The 15,753-nt window shown below is 35.7% G+C and carries 20 protein-coding genes; 3 read left to right on the forward strand and 17 right to left on the reverse strand.

Features of this window, described 5'->3' with window-relative positions; all coding sequences use genetic code 11:
- Nucleotides 1–127: 127 nt before the first annotated feature.
- Nucleotides 128–778, forward strand: a complete 651-nt coding sequence (locus HNS38_RS09895) for a hypothetical protein (RefSeq protein WP_172284718.1) — start codon at nucleotides 128–130, stop codon at nucleotides 776–778.
- 7 nt (nucleotides 779–785) lie between these two features.
- Here the strand turns inward: HNS38_RS09895 and arsB are convergent, their stop codons facing one another.
- The 17 genes from arsB to HNS38_RS09980 form a co-directional block, all read right to left on the reverse strand.
- Nucleotides 786–1,856, reverse strand: a complete 1,071-nt coding sequence (arsB, locus tag HNS38_RS09900) for an ACR3 family arsenite efflux transporter (protein ID WP_172284717.1) — start codon at nucleotides 1,854–1,856, stop codon at nucleotides 786–788.
- A 205-nt stretch (nucleotides 1,857–2,061) separates the two neighbouring features.
- A complete protein-coding gene (locus HNS38_RS09905) occupies nucleotides 2,062–2,484 on the reverse strand; it encodes an arsenate reductase ArsC (RefSeq protein ID WP_172284716.1) in 423 nt (140 codons plus the stop codon).
- Nucleotide 2,485: 1 nt separating this feature from the next.
- Nucleotides 2,486–2,818: a helix-turn-helix transcriptional regulator gene (locus HNS38_RS09910; RefSeq protein WP_172284715.1), complete on the reverse strand. Its 333-nt coding sequence runs from the start codon at nucleotides 2,816–2,818 to the stop codon at nucleotides 2,486–2,488.
- A gap of 129 nt (nucleotides 2,819–2,947) precedes the next feature.
- Nucleotides 2,948–3,721 (reverse strand): T9SS type A sorting domain-containing protein, encoded by a 774-nt coding sequence (locus HNS38_RS09915; protein WP_172284714.1) that lies wholly within the window; start codon nucleotides 3,719–3,721, stop codon nucleotides 2,948–2,950.
- A 9-nt stretch (nucleotides 3,722–3,730) separates the two neighbouring features.
- Nucleotides 3,731–4,525 carry a T9SS type A sorting domain-containing protein gene (locus HNS38_RS09920; RefSeq protein ID WP_172284713.1) on the reverse strand — a complete coding sequence of 265 codons (795 nt, stop codon included), beginning with the start codon at nucleotides 4,523–4,525 and terminating at the stop codon, nucleotides 3,731–3,733.
- A complete protein-coding gene (locus HNS38_RS09925; RefSeq protein ID WP_172284712.1) occupies nucleotides 4,509–5,474 on the reverse strand; it encodes a hypothetical protein in 966 nt (321 codons plus the stop codon). Before HNS38_RS09925 ends, HNS38_RS09920 begins: the two co-directional genes overlap by 17 nt.
- 6 nt (nucleotides 5,475–5,480) lie before the next feature.
- A complete protein-coding gene (locus HNS38_RS09930; RefSeq protein WP_172284711.1) occupies nucleotides 5,481–5,834 on the reverse strand; it encodes a hypothetical protein in 354 nt (117 codons plus the stop codon).
- A gap of 332 nt (nucleotides 5,835–6,166) precedes the next feature.
- Nucleotides 6,167–6,637: a co-chaperone YbbN gene (locus HNS38_RS09935; RefSeq protein ID WP_172283387.1), complete on the reverse strand. Its 471-nt coding sequence runs from the start codon at nucleotides 6,635–6,637 to the stop codon at nucleotides 6,167–6,169.
- Nucleotides 6,637–7,680, reverse strand: coding sequence for a permease (locus tag HNS38_RS09940; protein ID WP_172283385.1), 1,044 nt, complete (start codon nucleotides 7,678–7,680; stop codon nucleotides 6,637–6,639). Before HNS38_RS09940 ends, HNS38_RS09935 begins: the two co-directional genes overlap by 1 nt.
- 9 nt (nucleotides 7,681–7,689) lie before the next feature.
- Nucleotides 7,690–8,388 (reverse strand): aromatic aminobenezylarsenical efflux permease ArsG family transporter, encoded by a 699-nt coding sequence (locus HNS38_RS09945; protein ID WP_172283383.1) that lies wholly within the window; start codon nucleotides 8,386–8,388, stop codon nucleotides 7,690–7,692.
- Nucleotides 8,389–8,390: 2 nt separating this feature from the next.
- Nucleotides 8,391–8,864 carry a nitrophenyl compound nitroreductase subunit ArsF family protein gene (locus HNS38_RS09950; protein ID WP_172283381.1) on the reverse strand — a complete coding sequence of 158 codons (474 nt, stop codon included), beginning with the start codon at nucleotides 8,862–8,864 and terminating at the stop codon, nucleotides 8,391–8,393.
- A 283-nt stretch (nucleotides 8,865–9,147) separates the two neighbouring features.
- Nucleotides 9,148–9,411 (reverse strand): thioredoxin family protein, encoded by a 264-nt coding sequence (locus tag HNS38_RS09955; protein ID WP_172283379.1) that lies wholly within the window; start codon nucleotides 9,409–9,411, stop codon nucleotides 9,148–9,150.
- A gap of 2 nt (nucleotides 9,412–9,413) precedes the next feature.
- Nucleotides 9,414–9,710, reverse strand: a complete 297-nt coding sequence (locus tag HNS38_RS09960) for a helix-turn-helix transcriptional regulator (RefSeq protein ID WP_172283377.1) — start codon at nucleotides 9,708–9,710, stop codon at nucleotides 9,414–9,416.
- A gap of 235 nt (nucleotides 9,711–9,945) precedes the next feature.
- Entirely contained in the window at nucleotides 9,946–10,449 is a 504-nt protein-coding gene (locus HNS38_RS09965; protein WP_172346383.1) for a DsrE/DsrF/DrsH-like family protein, read from the reverse strand.
- 18 nt (nucleotides 10,450–10,467) lie between these two features.
- Nucleotides 10,468–10,779: a TusE/DsrC/DsvC family sulfur relay protein gene (locus HNS38_RS09970; protein ID WP_172283373.1), complete on the reverse strand. Its 312-nt coding sequence runs from the start codon at nucleotides 10,777–10,779 to the stop codon at nucleotides 10,468–10,470.
- Between the two features lie 11 nt (nucleotides 10,780–10,790).
- A complete protein-coding gene (locus HNS38_RS09975) occupies nucleotides 10,791–11,462 on the reverse strand; it encodes a DUF1641 domain-containing protein (RefSeq protein ID WP_172283360.1) in 672 nt (223 codons plus the stop codon).
- Nucleotides 11,463–11,475: 13 nt separating this feature from the next.
- Nucleotides 11,476–12,708: an NAD(P)/FAD-dependent oxidoreductase gene (locus HNS38_RS09980; RefSeq protein ID WP_172283358.1), complete on the reverse strand. Its 1,233-nt coding sequence runs from the start codon at nucleotides 12,706–12,708 to the stop codon at nucleotides 11,476–11,478.
- Between the two features lie 130 nt (nucleotides 12,709–12,838).
- On the opposite strand from HNS38_RS09980, the gene HNS38_RS09985 reads away from it, so the two are divergent.
- Both HNS38_RS09985 and HNS38_RS09990 read left to right on the forward strand, forming a co-directional pair.
- Nucleotides 12,839–13,519: a Crp/Fnr family transcriptional regulator gene (locus tag HNS38_RS09985; RefSeq protein WP_172283356.1), complete on the forward strand. Its 681-nt coding sequence runs from the start codon at nucleotides 12,839–12,841 to the stop codon at nucleotides 13,517–13,519.
- 306 nt (nucleotides 13,520–13,825) lie between these two features.
- Nucleotides 13,826–15,736, forward strand: coding sequence for a M1 family aminopeptidase (locus tag HNS38_RS09990; protein ID WP_172283354.1), 1,911 nt, complete (start codon nucleotides 13,826–13,828; stop codon nucleotides 15,734–15,736).
- The last annotated feature ends 17 nt before the right edge of the window (nucleotides 15,737–15,753 follow it).

Genomic DNA, 15,753 nt, shown 5'->3' on the forward strand with positions numbered 1-15,753 from the left:
CAGCTTAAGTTAACGCTAATGCCCATGGGGAAGGGGCAAAACAAAAAAATCATTTATTATGGGCGACTACAGTAAATTGATACTTGACTGATTAGTAACAAAGATAGTTTTAGTAAAAACACTTTCCATGATGAAAAAAGGTATAAAAACATTTCTTACTATCAGCTTAAGCTTTATTCTTCTACTTACTATTTCGGCATTTATCATCAGTGAGCCCAAACCTGATTTCAACATAAAGAATACGAAACAGATAGAAGCCATCTCCATATCAAAAATAGAAACAGAAAATACAGCATTGGGAAGTTTCAAGAGTGTTATGAATTTTCAGCAAAGCTCCACAAGAAATACCAATAAGGAGTTTTATGGGCAAGAAATTAGAATTAAAGACAATTCCAATATTGATCAGATATTAATTGGAATTTGTAATAACCTCATCTCTAGAATTGAAGTTTTGAATAAGGGTAAGCTTATTGAAACCAAAGAGCTAGGATTCATGAATAAAATGACTTGGGGCGAAATCCAAACCATGAACATTATATTTTATGACCAAAGAGATTCTAAACACCAAGGCAAGAGCAAAATTACAATGCGCTTTTATTCAGGCACAGGCTTCCTTGGTGATATCGGAACTATCAATCTCGATTTAACAAAATATGGAGATGTAAGTGGTGATAAAACAATATCTATATTCTCAAAACCTTTAGATATTGAAACCATTAAAAGCGAACCAGAGTTTTCCAATTTAAGTATTTGGAAAAACTATCAATCTTTCGATTAATAATTCTCTAAAAATACTTGGTCTTAAACCTCAAGGCCACATTCACCAAAGCAATCATTATGGGCACTTCAATGAGTGGTCCAATAACTGCGGCAAAAGCCTCCCCTGAATTCATTCCAAAAATAGCAATCGCCACCGCAATGGCCAATTCGAAATTATTACTGGCTGCAGTAAAAGATAGCGTAGTACTTTTTTCATAATCAGCTCCTACTTTCTTACTCATAAAGAAAGAGAGAAAGAACATGATTAAGAAATAAATGACCAAAGGAATGGCTATCAATACCACATCGAAAGGGATGCTAATGATGAGCTCTCCTTTTAGAGAAAACATCACAAATATGGTGAAAAGAAGGAAGACTAAAGTCAAAGGACTTATTTTGGGAATAAACTTACGCTCATACCAGTCTTTTCCTTTCCAAGAAGTCAATATTTTTCTACTCAAAAAGCCGGCAATAAATGGTATTCCTAAGTAAATAAACACAGATTCCGCAATTTGCAACATGGTGATATTCTCTACGATATCGTTGGTAGGAACTCCAAACCATCCGGGAAGAATCGCAATGAATACATAAGCATAAATAGCAAAGAAGAAGACCTGAAAGATGGAATTAAAAGCTACTAATCCAGCTGCATATTGTCGATCTCCTTTGGCTAAATCATTCCATACGATGACCATAGCAATACAACGGGCTAATCCTATCATAATGATACCATACATATAAGGCAGATTGGAATTGTTTTCTCCGGGAAAAGCTTTAAAAAAGAGGATGGCCAGAACAAACATCAGCACTGGACCAATAATCCAGTTTTGCACTAATGACAAGCCAAGGACTTTATAATCTCTGAAAACATCCCCCAATTCATCATATCGAACTTTTGCTAATGGAGGATACATCATTAGGATGAGCCCGATGGCAATGGGTAAATTGGTAGTGCTATCTTCAGATGGCTTTAAAGACTCCCAAAAGTCAGCTAATCCTGGAAATAAATAACCCGATAATACTCCTATTCCCATGGCTAGAAATATCCAAAGGGTTAGGTAACGGTCTAAAAATTTTAATCTTGATTTTGATGGCATAATGTTTATTTTTTTGTTCAAAGTTAAAGTTCAAGGTTCGAGGTTCAAGGTTCAAGGTTCAAAAATCACAATAACTATTCACTGTGAGTTGTTATCTCATCAGTTTTGCACCAGCCCTAAAGGGAGCCTGATGAGCGATTTTCTCCAATTAATAAATTAACTGTTCACTATTAACTATTAACTGTTAGTTGTTCACTGTTAGTTTCTAACTATTAACTATTTCCTCCTGATAAAACTTTTGGAAACCCACTCTAATCTCTTCTCTTACTCGTTCGAACTCGCTCCAGATAAATTCTTCGCTACCTTCGGCATGACTAGGATCGTCGAAGCCAATATGAAGACGGTGCTTTACTTTTCCAATAAAAGCTGGACAATTTTCGTTGGCCCCACCACAAACGGTGATAACATAATCCCACTCTTGCCCAATAAATTTATCTACTGAGTCAGATGTATGATGACTAATGTCAATACCAATTTCCTTCATGGCCTTTACCGCTTTCTCGTTTAATTTTCCTGAAGCTTCAGTTCCTGCAGAATATACTTCAAGGTTTTTGTCGAATGATTGTAAAAAGCCGTGAGCCATTTGGCTTCTACAGCTGTTTCCTGTACATAAAATTAAAATTCTCATATCAATCACATTTATTATTGTGAGCATCGAAATCCATTAAAAATTCTTGCATGATTTTCTTCAACTCGATTATACTTTCATTATTTAGGCAATATTTAGTATTAACTCCCTCTATATGACCTTGTATTAAACCTGCCTTTTTTAATTCTTTAATGTGCTGGTTAACGGTGGTTCTACTGAGTGGTAAATCATCAGAAATATCTCCACTCACACAAGTATTGGTTTCGGCTAGAAACTGTAAAATCTGTAAGCGAGCAGGATGAGCCAAGGCTTTAAATAGATCTGCCTTTTTCCTTAAATCCTTGCCGAATAATTCTGATTTCTTCTGTACCATTTCAAATGATTTGATGCAAATATATATAATATTCCAAAACGTGACGTATATTTACGTCATAATAATGATTAATTAACATTGGGTGGTGATTTTAATCCTAAATATATATTCTTTTGAATTGAAAAAATCCTAATTGATAATAATTTTATCGTAAGCCCTCTGACCATCACATTCTATTTCAAGGACATAAATGCCTTTTGTGAAATTTGAGGTATTCAGTGAATAAGCCTTCTGAAAAGAGGTTTCCAAAACTATTTTCCCAAGAGGATTGATTAGCTTAATCTTCATTTTTGATGGATACTGCTCAGAAACTTCAATATTTAAAAAATCGGAGCTTGGGTTGGGATAGACTGATACATGCTCTTTCAATAATTGGCTATTTACTCCATTGGCATCACAAGAATCTTTTAGTATTTGATGCTGTTGTAATACTGAATCTATAAAAACAGGTGTGATAGGCTGTATATTTGATATCAATATTTTTTCTGGATTTATCAAAACCAATTGCGGCCAATATTGTATTTGCCAATCGCTATAAACCTCTTCACCTCCTCCGTTTTTTCCACTCACGGCAGGATATATTCCACCATATTCTTCCTCAAAAGCCTGTACTTGTCCATCATAATGTAAAAGGTCGATGGCGAGAACTACCAATTGACTCTCGTTACACCCATACGACTTGTATACCTCACTAATTATAGGAACCAGCTCCCTACATTGGTCGCATGTTGTTCCATAGAAGTCGATACAAACATATTTACCCTCCTCTAAATAGGAATATAGATGATGGGAATTTCCATGAACATCAACCACATTAAAATCTGGAACAGTATCGTTAACTGCAGGTTGAGCAAATGAACTTGCTACGACGAAACAAAAAAGAACAAGGAGATATTGTCTCATAATATTGATTTATGGCAGTTTAAAGAATTTACCAGATTTCAGAATGTTTCCTTCTGAACTTATTGAATAAATATAAGTTCCTCCATACAGTCCCTCAATATCCATTTTTAAAATAGTTTGGCCTTGCCCAAAAACCTTTTCTTGGATTTTCCTTCCAGTTAAATCAAAAACTTTTAGTTTGTATTTATCTGAAGAAGCTTCTTTAATATCAATAGAGATGGTATTGATGCTTGGGTTTGGAAAGACATCTGAGAATAGATTTTCTGCCTGATGGTTTTCTACAATATAACTAGCTTCGTCCATGCTATATTCCACTGTTACAGTAGCAGAATCATTGGGATTCAGCTCATCAAAAAAGGTATATGCTACCATTATATTTCCAAGCTGACCTTTGGGTTTATAATGGGCAGAATAAATATCAATAATTTCGTTACCTGAAATTTCAATGGCATGAACGGATTCAAAAGTGTAGGGTGCATAGCAGGTTTCCCAGCAAAAATAATTCTCAGTACCAGCTATGATTTTCAAGTGTGTTTTCTTGGTATGAACACCCATTGGAGCGTTAGACATATTTTTTACATCGATATCAATATCCACCTCATAAGCATAATAATAGGTAGTGTCGCCTTGAAAAACATAAGTATGCAAACTATCGGCTATCACATCACCTTCCATTAGAATAGTATCATTGTTCACCAAGATATCATTATGGTATAATTCTAAGCTTTGTGAATGGGCTGTTTTGGAAATCAATAAAATCAAAACAGAAAAAATAAATAGATAGTATTTAGTTGAATTTGTCATGATCAATGATTTTTTTGGTGTATTTATTAAAATTAAAGCTTTTTGTTATTCTTAAGGATACAGAAAATTTATTGGCAATTTGAATGCCATTCATATATCGATAAACGGGGATATATCCATTTACTGAAACCGCCAAATCTTGCATTAATGTGTAATTTACTTGAGGAATTAAATATACAACTTGACCTCCTGAGGATTCGACAATTTGGCTATTTTCTCTCTTAGCCTTATCTCTAGATTCGTATTGAATTTGAATCATTGTGTTTAACTTTCTAGAAATATTATAAGAGCCATAAATAGATAATACATAAAGGTTGCCATATTTATAATCAAAGTTTTCCGACTGTATTCTATTGGCATATTCAGCAAATACCTTAGCTGAAAGGGAGTATTTCTCAAACCTCTTCGACATAAATACACTGGCATTATACTTTAGACTTCCTGAGGAGGGTTGTAAGGAAATAGGGAGTTTCACATCGTCAACCTCCTGGTCAAAAACACCAACAGGAAGTTTAATTCCAATACTTGGTGTCACTTCAATCTTTTTGATGACATTTTTTATAGCAGAATATCTTAAGTTAAATTCTGCATCGCCTAATCCATAGCCCGTCATGTCGTTCCATCCCTCCACATTATAAAGCTTAGTTTTATTGATGAAATAACCTATCTGCCCATGAATACTCATTCTATTGGAAAGACCGTATGCCATGTCTATACTCACAAAATTATAAAACATTTGATCTGGAGAAACATCCGCTTTTTTGGAGCCTTCGTAATATTGATCAGAATAGCTATATTTATAGAACGGACTTATTTGAAACATTTTCCTTTGAATACCGGAAACATCACCAAATCCATTGAGGGGATTCCCAGCACCACAGCATTGTGCCTTTACTTCTGAATTGAAAAATATTGGAAGTAATAATGCTAATAATATATAAGGTTTCATAGCGTTTTATTTGAAGGGTAAGATGAGTAGCTTTATCTGCTTTGAATCGCTGTTTTCGCTATTAGAAACTGTACAAGTGATGGTATTGGTTCCGGTACAACAAGTTCCCGCCATATACTCAATTTGCGCTCCAGAACCATTGATTTCTCCATGGTCTGCTTCCCAATTATAAATTAAACTTTGTCCTTCTGCAGTGGCAAATACCTTAGTTACTTGCCATGCATTTAATACAGTATCGTTAGCCATTAAGCTAATCAATTTAACAGCCCCAACCCCTTCAGAAGAGGAATCATCCTTTTCACAAGCCAGAAGAGAACCTATGAACAGAACAAGTAGTAATACTATTTGTCTATTTTTCATTTGTTTGTGTTTTATGCAGAATTTATCACTTTTTTTGCCCTAAAATGATAAATATCAACTCTTTAATGTGCGATCAAATCTTATGAACTAACTCTATATGTAAAGGTTCTTTTTTGTTACTAATCTATTATCAAATTACAATAAACATTGATTTTTTTTGTTTTGCCCCTTCCCCGTGGGGAGCCAAAAAAATCAGATCTCAGTTTTTAAGAACAAATACTTTAGAAAACCTTCTTTTAAATCTAATAATATAATCTTTTTACTGAAACCCCTTGGGGCTGGGGTAATCAGGAAAAATCCAAACAAGCCATTTCCTACTATATAATTTCGTTTTAATTAATTCTATTCAATACCTTGTTTTTAATTTCATTTACAGAGAGATATCCAGCATGTCTGAAAATCTCTTCTCCCTTTTCATTGAGAAATATCTGAGTTGGAATAGAAGCTATTCCATAATACTTCATGAGTTCTAAGTTTTCATTTTCCGATACATTTCGGAATACCACTTGAACTTGATTAGGATATTCTTTTTGAATAGTTTGCATGACGCTTTCCATTCTTCTACATGCTGAACATCCCGTAGAACCAAATTCGAGAAAGGTCATTTGATAATCCAAATTGGACTGGGTATAATTATATAGCGAATCAATAAGATTTTTCCCTGAATGAATGGTTGCGGCAGAGGCTTGCTTTTGCATCATAGAAGAGGCATATTTATTCATTTCATCTTTCGAAGAAAATCCAATAATTAGCAATACAAATAATGCCACAAATACCATCCAAGGAAAAATCTTCTTTATCATCACATTAAATAATTAAAAATAAATCCAACAATCACAATTCCCATGGCTACTACACCCACAAAAACAGCTATCAGTTGCCATTTTAATACTTTCTTTAAGATAATGATTTCTGGTAATGAAAGTGCAATGACCGACATCATAAAAGCCAATGCCGTGCCCAGTGAAACGCCTTTTTCTATCAATACACTTACAATGGGAATAATTCCTGCCGCATTTGAATACATAGGAATCCCCATAAGAATAGCAACTGGTACAGCATACCATTTATCTTTTCCCAAAAGACTTCCTAAGAAATCCTCTGGAACATATCCATGGGCAGCAGCGCCTACTCCAATTCCTATGATGATGTAAATCCAAATTTTGCCAACAATATCTTTTACCGAAGTAAAACCACTCTGTATGCGATCGTTAAATGTCAGCTGCTCTTCCTCTTGTGCTTGCTGATTGGTTTTTACCTTAAAAACCCAATCGGCTACATATTTCTCTAGGCCGAGAGCTCCAATAATCCAACCCGCAAAAATGGCAATTAACAATCCAGTACCCACATATATCACAGCTACCTTCCAACCAAACAAGCCGGCCAAAAGCACTAATGCTACTTCATTAATCATGGGTGCGGCAATCAGGAAACTAAATGTAACACCAAGAGGTACACCTGCTTCCACGAACCCCAAGAATAGAGGAATAGCAGAACAAGAGCAAAAAGGAGTAACAATTCCCAATACCGAAGCCATAATATTCCCTGTGAATAATGACCTACCAGCAAGCATTTTCTTGGTTTTCTCTGCTGAAAAATAGGAGCGCATGATTCCAACCAAAAAGATGATCAAAACCAATAATAACATTACCTTAGGAACTTCGAATATGAAGAACCGAATGGTTTCGGTGAGGTGTTTTCCTGTTTCTAAACCAAATAATTGCTCCGTAATGAAATCTGAAATATTTTGCAGATTTATATAGAGGAGGATCCAAAGTGGCAATAGTACTAAAGGAAGCAACCAGCCATTTGATTTGTTTTGGAGTTGAAGGAGTTTTGCTTTCATTCTAATCAATTAAAAAAGTAAGATAATGCTATAATAAATTCCTATGGCAATAAAAATAACGGCCACGACGCGGCGAAACCAAGTCTCGAAGATTTTTATATTCTTATAGAAACTCCCAAGAGAACCCACGCTAAAGGCAATAAGCCAAGCAAAAATAATGACAGGGATTCCTGTGGCAATGGCAAATATTAAAGGAAGATACAAACCACTGGCGCTACTTATGGTCATTGGAATGAGTAGGCCAAAATACAAGACTCCACTATAAGGGCAAAATGCCAAGGCGAATAAAATCCCTAGAAGTAAAACGCCCCAATAGCTATTTTTAGCTTTTTCTCCAACTTTCTCGTTAAGAGAGCTTAAACCTGGAATATTCAACTTTATTAATCCCAACATAAAAACACCAATTAGTATCATTAATGGGCCTAAAAGTTTCTCTCCCCATTCCTGTAACCAACCCGCTATTTCGAACTGACTGGCTCCAAAGAAAAATACCAATCCAATAGCAAAATAGGAAATCCCTCTCCCTAAAGTATAAACCAAGCCATTGATAAATACTTTTCGCCTGTTTTCGATATCCTTACTAATAAAACCAATGGCTGTTATATTGGTGGCCAAAGGGCAAGGACTTATTGCAGTCATCAAACCTAAAATAAAGGCTGATAATAAAGGGATTTGTGAGTTTTCAAGTATACTATTGAGCAATTCCATGATTACTTAAGCATTTTGTCAACAGTGGACTTAATTTTCTTCTCCAATTTTTCAGGATTTGTTCTTGCATTTAGGAATGCATTTGAAGTTAAATCTACAATGTCATCACCTTTTACAAAAATTAAAGTCTGCGCATTGATTTTATATTTTTCTACCATGGCTTTGTTTTCATCTTCCTCACGGTTGATACTTACGAAACTTACTTTGTCACCATAAGTGTTTTTTAGGGTTTCCCTAGTTGTTTTCTCCACAGCTTCACAAGTGGCACAACGGCGAGTGGCATGGAAATAATAAGCCATCACTTCTGTTTCTCCAACCTTCTGTGTATTGCAATCTTTTTTCTCACCAGTGCTTGCTTTTGAGCAACAAGATGTTTTACTGCTAGCTAAAATATCATTTTTTTTGTCACATTGTGCTGAAATACTCGTGACTCCAACAATAAATAATACGATTAATGTACTTACGATTCTTTTCATTTTTCTAATTTTTGTTTTTTTAAGGAATGTGTTATAAGCTGTCTCTAACGATAATCAGATACATTCGATTTTCAACAAATCTAAGTTTGATTTATACTTTCGACGGCTTCTTGTTTGTTTCAATATTCGTTTAAATCAAGGTTTTAATATTTATTACCACCTAAGCTTTAAGGCGCTGATTATCAAATGATGAAGAAATACCATCTTGCTTCGTGATATCTTTGTGACTTTCTGTCTTAGTGGCTGGTATTTAATATATTGGCTTCCCAAGCCTTCATTCACATTATTTGTTTAATAGTTCTATAATTTCTTTTTTTGAGGGAAGTTTCCCACTCATCACCACTTGCTTGTCTACTACCAATCCTGGAGTTGACATCACTCCATATTGCATAATTTCTACAATATCTTCAACTTTGGATACTTGAGCATCTATGCCCTCCTCGGCTACTACTTCGCGAGTTAGTTTCTCTAGGGTTTTGCATTTTGCACAGCCTGTCCCTAAAATTAAAATTTCTTTATTGGCTGGTTTAATTGTGTTAAAATCCATGATTATATATTTAAAAATCCTTTGAATAATTCTTGTGCTTCTGCCCAGTTTTCTTTGTTTACACAGTATTTTACTTTAGGCGCTTCTATTTTTCCTTGAATGAGTCCTGCATCTTTCAATTCCTTTAAATGCTGTGATAAAGTAGATTTGGCAATGGGTAAATCTTCAGATAAATCTCCACTATAGCAGCAACTTTGTTGCCCAAGCAAACTCATAATATATACCCTAATGGGATGACTGATTGCTTTGGCATATCGTGCTAATTTTCTTTGATCGTCGGTAATAATATCTATTGTCATAAATGGTATTTATTCGTTGTTCGCAAAACTACGAACATAATTTTAAAATCCTAATGGTTTTTGAATAAAAACTATTGTTGTTTAGAATTGGGAAGCATAACTGACTTATTGAGATTCATCATAAAACAAGGAAGTGATAATTTTGATAGAGAAAAACTTGCTCCTTTACTTATTGACCAAAAAAAGCCCGAGTTAAAAAACTCGAGCCCCATTAACACATAATCCCCATCTTCAATTAGGTAAATATAATTTGAGTTCTGTCGCCATCTGCCATCTCATAAAACTGGCCTATGGTAATAATATCTTTTACTTCTTCGTGGAAATCTTCTTTTGTCAGTTTGAACATTTCTACTGCCAATTTGCAAGCAAATATCTCACCTCCACCAGCTGCAATCATCTCCAAAAACTCACTTGGAGGAGGCATATCTAAGGCATCCATCTGCTTTCGCATCATACTCGAAACACCTGCCTCTACTCCTGGTAAGCCTCCCAACATGGTAGGAAGTTTCAAGCCGCCTGGCATTCGCATCGCGGGGTTTCCGGTTGTTCCGGTATAGAGCTTGTCCATATATTTCTTGGTAATACCATCTAAACCAAAAAAGGTGAAAAACATTTTGGTTTCTATTCCTTCCATCACTGCACCATTGGCCATCACCAAACTGGCATATACATCTTCTAATGAGCCTTTAGCACAAATGATTAAGACTTTCTCCAATGGCTTTTTTTCTTGCTTCTCCATTTCTCGTTCTTTTAAATATTAAACACAACTTGTTGGCTTTGGTATTCCAGCATATTTAGAGGACAGCTTTAATGGGCCTCCAGGAAATAGCTTATATAATCCTTTGATATCAACGATTCCAGATTTTCCAACTTTTCTAATGGTTAGTGGTGCTCCTGCCGCATGTTCGTTGCGCAGATATTCCAATACTGCGTAATGGTCATCACTTAAAATAATACCATCTTCTTTGGCTATTTCAGCTGCTATTTCTCTATTCCACTGGGAGGCATCTGCAAAAAAACCATCCTCAGAAAACATTATATCTACTCCTGCTATATTCTTCTTTTCCATTTTAATATATTTTAGTTTGATTCATTTTTATACATATTCTTTGAGATGGAAACCACTAAACCTAAGCTCTTTTGCATGCTAGGATTATTCAGGCTTTTCATTAAACTCCATATTCCCATTTCCGGAGGATTTTCTATATCCACACTATCCACTGCATCTAATGCACGATTCACCAACTTCAATGTTTTTTTATCTGATATCTTCCTAATGATCTGAACCATCTCTGGCAAGTTTCTCTTCACTTCTTCCAAATCTTCAAGGGTCACTTGAGTCACCAGTTCATCTCCTATTTCAGCTATTTTTGTAAAGAATTCGAAATATCCTTTGGCCTCAAAATCGGCTAATAGTTTAGAAAAATCGAGTATGGATTCGGTAAGAATAGGCGTCAGATCTTTTGATAAATCTATAACGGATTCAAAGCCACCCATCATCACATTGAAACTGTTAATATTTCTTAGAAAACTGACCGCTAACTCAGTGAGCTCCTCCGGTCTAATTTCCACTTGGCGCTTGTCCAACTCCAACACGGTGCTATCATACACATCTTTTCCAATGATGGAAACATCACTGATGAGATCTTGTATTGCTTGAGAACTTAGCCTTTGCTGATTTACATAATCGAGCAGAACATCCACTTTCTTATTGAGATCTGTTATTTGTTGATTGATTTCTATATTTGTCATGATGTCCTCCTTGTTAAACCCTATGTTTGCCGGCCATAGTCATATGAGCTTCTATGGGCATTTCTTTTCCTCTCAAAAGAATATGCCAGTAAATCCAACGGAATAATACTTTTCCATAGTGATTGATTTTTGTGTTTTTAAGTAAGCCAAAAGGCCCGATTCCGGGCAAAGGGAAAGTACCAGGCAAGGGTTCTGTATCATAATTAAAGTCTATTAAAGCTCCTTTTCCGTAACCTGTTTCGATATAACAATTGGCATGTCCATCAAACTTAGCCATCAATGGTCTTCCCTCCATAGCGCTCATGAGATTATCAAATAAGATTTCGGCAGCAAAATGAGCAACAGAACCTGCTTTTGAAGTGGGTAAATTGGCAGCATCGCCGAGCACAAAAATATTTTCATGTTTTACAGATTGAAGCGTCTCTTTATTTGTAAGTACAAAATTCATATCATCGCCCAAACCACTACGCTCAATCATCTCGCTTCCCATATTCACTGGGACAATGGTCAACAAATCGAAGTCAATTTCCTTATCATCATAGCTGATGAGTTTCTTGTTCTCATTATCCACTTTTTCTAGATAAAAATCAGGAATGACCTTTATGTTTTTCTCCTCCAATAAATCGCCTAGCATTTTACTGGCAACCGGCTTAGTGAAGGCCCCAGACATAGGAGTAACATAGGTGATATCGACTTCATCACGAATACCTTTTTGGGCAAAAAAAGCTTCCGCCAAACAAACGAATTCTATGGGTGCTACAGGACATTTATAGGGCAGCTCTGAAATACACATGACCAATTTCCCACCTTCCCAATACTTAAGGTGCTTTTGCAAAGCCACTGCTCCTTCTATGGTATAGAAATCGAATATGTCCTTATACCAAAGCTTGTCTTTAAGTCCAGGTGTTTCTTCAGGATAGGTTTGCGTTCCTGTTGCAATAATCAAGAAATCGTAGTTCAGTTGTTTCCCATCTTTTAACAAGACCTTATTCTCCTCACCTATTACTTTATCAACTTCTGAAAAGATAACCTCAATACCTGTTGGGAAGAAATCATATTTAGGTTTTATTACATCGTGTTTATTATAAATATCGAAAGGAATAAATAAAAATCCAGGCTGATAATAATGGGTTTTGTGTTGATCAACAATGGTAATTTTCCATTCATCCCCATCTAATGCCTTCTTCATTTTGTTGGCCATCATGGTTCCCGCTGTTCCTGCACCCAATATAAGTAGTTTCTTCATTTTCTTAGCTTTGTTATTGTGCTAACAAATGTAGGTCGTCCATCACAGGGAAAGTGTCCTATTCATATGATAATTATCATATACTGATATTTATCATAGTTTATATATCTTTGGTTCTTAAACAGAAACCATGGTTTGTCAATGTGAATATTGTGATTTAAAAATGCTTTTCTTCAATTGTATCGATAAGGATCAGGTAGAGCACTACTGCGATTCACGTACAGAAACAGCATATAAAGAAGGGGAGTCTATCATTGTTCAAGATCAGAATATTTCTGATTTTTTATATTTGAAAGAAGGCCTCGTTAAATTATTCAGAACTAATGAACATGGAGATGAGCAGATCATTAGCTTTGGAAAACCCTATGATTTCGTGAGCATACTATCTGTATTTTCAAGTTCAAAGTATAATTATTCGGTTACGGCGCTTCGTCCAAGTGTTATTTGCAGCTTCAAGCTGACTCAAATTACCGATTTAATTCAAAGCAATGGATTATTTGCCATGCACCTGATTCAAACCTTAACCAAATCTTCCGATAGAATCATCATCAACTCCTTAAACCTCCTCCAAAAAAGGCTATATGGGCGCATTGCTCATTTATTACTTTACTTTTCTGATGATATCTTTTTCCAAGATCAATTCGATCTCCCTCTAAGTAGAAAAGAGATTTCTCAATATATTGGTTTGACACAAGAAAATGTAATACGAGCCTTATCTGCCTTGCGCAAAGATGGTACCATACAGGTTTATGGAAAATCGATTTCAATTATTGATAAGGAACGCTTGCTAAGGATGCGAGAGCTGAGTTAATGTCAAGTTTTTATCATAAGTCAAAACCCATCGGGGAAATCACCTAAGCCCATTTACCGGCTAAATATAGAGAGAACCTTTAGTGACAGACTACAGAGAGGCAATATATTTGCCCTGTTTGTTTCGTAACAAGCATTGGAGCTCTTGAGGAAACCAATATTAATTAACCAAAGAATATATTGTTCAAGATTATCTTTGAAACTTCTAAAAGGGTTCCTTTTTTCGTTCTTAATACTTTAATATATATTTGTAAGAATAATATGAAGTATGCCTTTTAGTTTTAATAGAAAAATATGGGTCCTTATAATGTTTCCGCTAATGCTTGGCGGAAGCATTAAAGCCCAGCTTCCTTTGCCCGAAGATTTCTGCCATCATGCCAAATCAGGGTTTAACTATTCACGCACTACTCAGATAGACTATTCTAAACACGATCTTTTTGACATACATTTCTATTATCTAAATCTTGCGCTAGAAACCAATGATACTTATGTTGATGGAAAAACCATCATTCAAGCCACAAGCCTTTCCAATATAGATACTATTCACCTTGAACTCACTCATGAACTCGAAATTTCTAAAATCCTCGTCAACCAATTACCTGCCCAATTTATTCATCAAAATACGGATATCGTAGAGATTATTTGTCCTATTGAGATTCCTCAGGAAAACAACTTTGAAATAGAAATACAATATAACGGCACCGCCATTTCTGATAGAGGAAGAGGATATAACACTGCGAATTCTTATCATGGGACACGAGTAAACTGGACTTTATCGGAGCCCTTTTACTCTAAAGATTGGTGGCCTTGCAAACAAGATTTGGAAGACAAAGCCGATTCGGTTTGGGTATTTGTCACTACCTCGAATAAAAATAAAGTTGGAAGCAATGGATTGCTCACCAATACAGTAGCATTAGAAAATGAGAAAGTAAGATATGAATGGAAAAGTCGTTATCCCATAGCCTATTACCTCATCAGCATTGCTTTGGCTGAGTATATGGAATATAGCTTCTACAGTCCATCACCAGAAGGAAAAGAGGTTTGGATGCTGAATTATCTTTATCCCGATTCTGCCATGTATAAAGCTCAAAAAACGCTGATTGATTGCACCCATGTTCAAATGAACCTTCTGCAAGAAAAGTACGGAAGCTATCCATTCATTGACGAGAAATATGGTCATTGCATTAGTCCAATTGGAGGAGGAATGGAACATCAAACCATGACCACACAAAGGGATTTTCAATTCCACTTAACCATTCACGAAATGGGACATTCTTGGTTTGGGAATCAGGTAACCTGTGCCCAATGGAACGACATCTGGATTAATGAAGGATTTGCCACTTATACCCAATACCTAGGTTTAGAAAATCTTGTAGACCAACAATCTGCTGATGCCTTTAATGCCGCCATGCAATCGGTAGTGATGCGAGAACCAGATGGAAGCGTTTATGTTCCTGATGAATATTTGGAGGATCGTGATCGGATATTTTCAGGTAGATTATCCTATTACAAAGGCGCTGTCATCATACAAATGATCAGGTACCTGTTAGAGGATGATGAGTTGTTTTTTTACGTGCTTCAGGAATTTCAAACTCGTTTTGCTTATCAAACCGCCACTGGAGAAGATTTCAAAGAAGTATTAGAAGAGCTGAGTCAACAAAACTTTGAGGAGTTTTTCAATATTTGGTATTACGGAGAGGGCTATCCCATTTATAATTTCAATTGGCAACAAATTGTTTCAGGGAAACTCAAAATAGAATCTCAGCAAGAAAGCAGCACCCCTAAGACGGAATTCTTCCCCATGAAATACGATATACTCCTCTTTTTTGAGGATGGCACAAATAAAGAAATCCAGGTCAGCCAAGAAAAGCCATTTGAGTCATTTGAGTTTGATTTTGTAAAACGAGTAAGCAATATTCTCCCCAACCCAAGAAGCCAGAATTTAATGGATGTGAAATCGGTAAATACGGGTATGCTTTTGCCAGAAGAGGTTTCGATAGAACCCAATCCCGCCACTTCGGCATTTATTCTTCGCTTTGCCAATGCCAATTTAGAAAGGGAAATAGAAATCTATAATTCCTCCTTGCAAATAATAGAAACGCAAGAGGCACCTCATCAAAACCAATATATAGAATGCCACACTTGGGCCAGAGGAATATATTTTATCAAAGTGAAAAATGATAAAAAAGAAAACCTGAAAAAGTTGGTGAAGTTTTAATATTTACTCTTGAGCAG

It is taken from the genome of Lentimicrobium sp. L6 (genome assembly GCF_013166655.1).
Classification (GTDB): domain Bacteria; phylum Bacteroidota; class Bacteroidia; order Bacteroidales; family UBA12170; genus UBA12170.

Bases quoted from the DNA above. Each gene is read 5' to 3' on its own strand.
- HNS38_RS09895 (WP_172284718.1), top strand. From the start codon at position 128: ATGATGAAAAAAGGTATAAAAACATTTCTTACTATCAGCTTAAGCTTT.
- arsB (WP_172284717.1), bottom strand. From the start codon at position 1,856: ATGCCATCAAAATCAAGATTAAAATTTTTAGACCGTTACCTAACCCTT.
- HNS38_RS09905 (WP_172284716.1), bottom strand. From the start codon at position 2,484: ATGAGAATTTTAATTTTATGTACAGGAAACAGCTGTAGAAGCCAAATG.
- HNS38_RS09910 (WP_172284715.1), bottom strand. From the start codon at position 2,818: ATGGTACAGAAGAAATCAGAATTATTCGGCAAGGATTTAAGGAAAAAG.
- HNS38_RS09915 (WP_172284714.1), bottom strand. From the start codon at position 3,721: ATGAGACAATATCTCCTTGTTCTTTTTTGTTTCGTCGTAGCAAGTTCA.
- HNS38_RS09920 (WP_172284713.1), bottom strand. From the start codon at position 4,525: ATGACAAATTCAACTAAATACTATCTATTTATTTTTTCTGTTTTGATT.
- HNS38_RS09925 (WP_172284712.1), bottom strand. From the start codon at position 5,474: ATGAAACCTTATATATTATTAGCATTATTACTTCCAATATTTTTCAAT.
- HNS38_RS09930 (WP_172284711.1), bottom strand. From the start codon at position 5,834: ATGAAAAATAGACAAATAGTATTACTACTTGTTCTGTTCATAGGTTCT.
- HNS38_RS09935 (WP_172283387.1), bottom strand. From the start codon at position 6,637: ATGATAAAGAAGATTTTTCCTTGGATGGTATTTGTGGCATTATTTGTA.
- HNS38_RS09940 (WP_172283385.1), bottom strand. From the start codon at position 7,680: ATGAAAGCAAAACTCCTTCAACTCCAAAACAAATCAAATGGCTGGTTG.
- HNS38_RS09945 (WP_172283383.1), bottom strand. From the start codon at position 8,388: ATGGAATTGCTCAATAGTATACTTGAAAACTCACAAATCCCTTTATTA.
- HNS38_RS09950 (WP_172283381.1), bottom strand. From the start codon at position 8,864: ATGAAAAGAATCGTAAGTACATTAATCGTATTATTTATTGTTGGAGTC.
- HNS38_RS09955 (WP_172283379.1), bottom strand. From the start codon at position 9,411: ATGGATTTTAACACAATTAAACCAGCCAATAAAGAAATTTTAATTTTA.
- HNS38_RS09960 (WP_172283377.1), bottom strand. From the start codon at position 9,710: ATGACAATAGATATTATTACCGACGATCAAAGAAAATTAGCACGATAT.
- HNS38_RS09965 (WP_172346383.1), bottom strand. From the start codon at position 10,449: ATGGAGAAGCAAGAAAAAAAGCCATTGGAGAAAGTCTTAATCATTTGT.
- HNS38_RS09970 (WP_172283373.1), bottom strand. From the start codon at position 10,779: ATGGAAAAGAAGAATATAGCAGGAGTAGATATAATGTTTTCTGAGGAT.
- HNS38_RS09975 (WP_172283360.1), bottom strand. From the start codon at position 11,462: ATGACAAATATAGAAATCAATCAACAAATAACAGATCTCAATAAGAAA.
- HNS38_RS09980 (WP_172283358.1), bottom strand. From the start codon at position 12,708: ATGAAGAAACTACTTATATTGGGTGCAGGAACAGCGGGAACCATGATG.
- HNS38_RS09985 (WP_172283356.1), top strand. From the start codon at position 12,839: ATGGTTTGTCAATGTGAATATTGTGATTTAAAAATGCTTTTCTTCAAT.
- HNS38_RS09990 (WP_172283354.1), top strand. From the start codon at position 13,826: ATGTTTCCGCTAATGCTTGGCGGAAGCATTAAAGCCCAGCTTCCTTTG.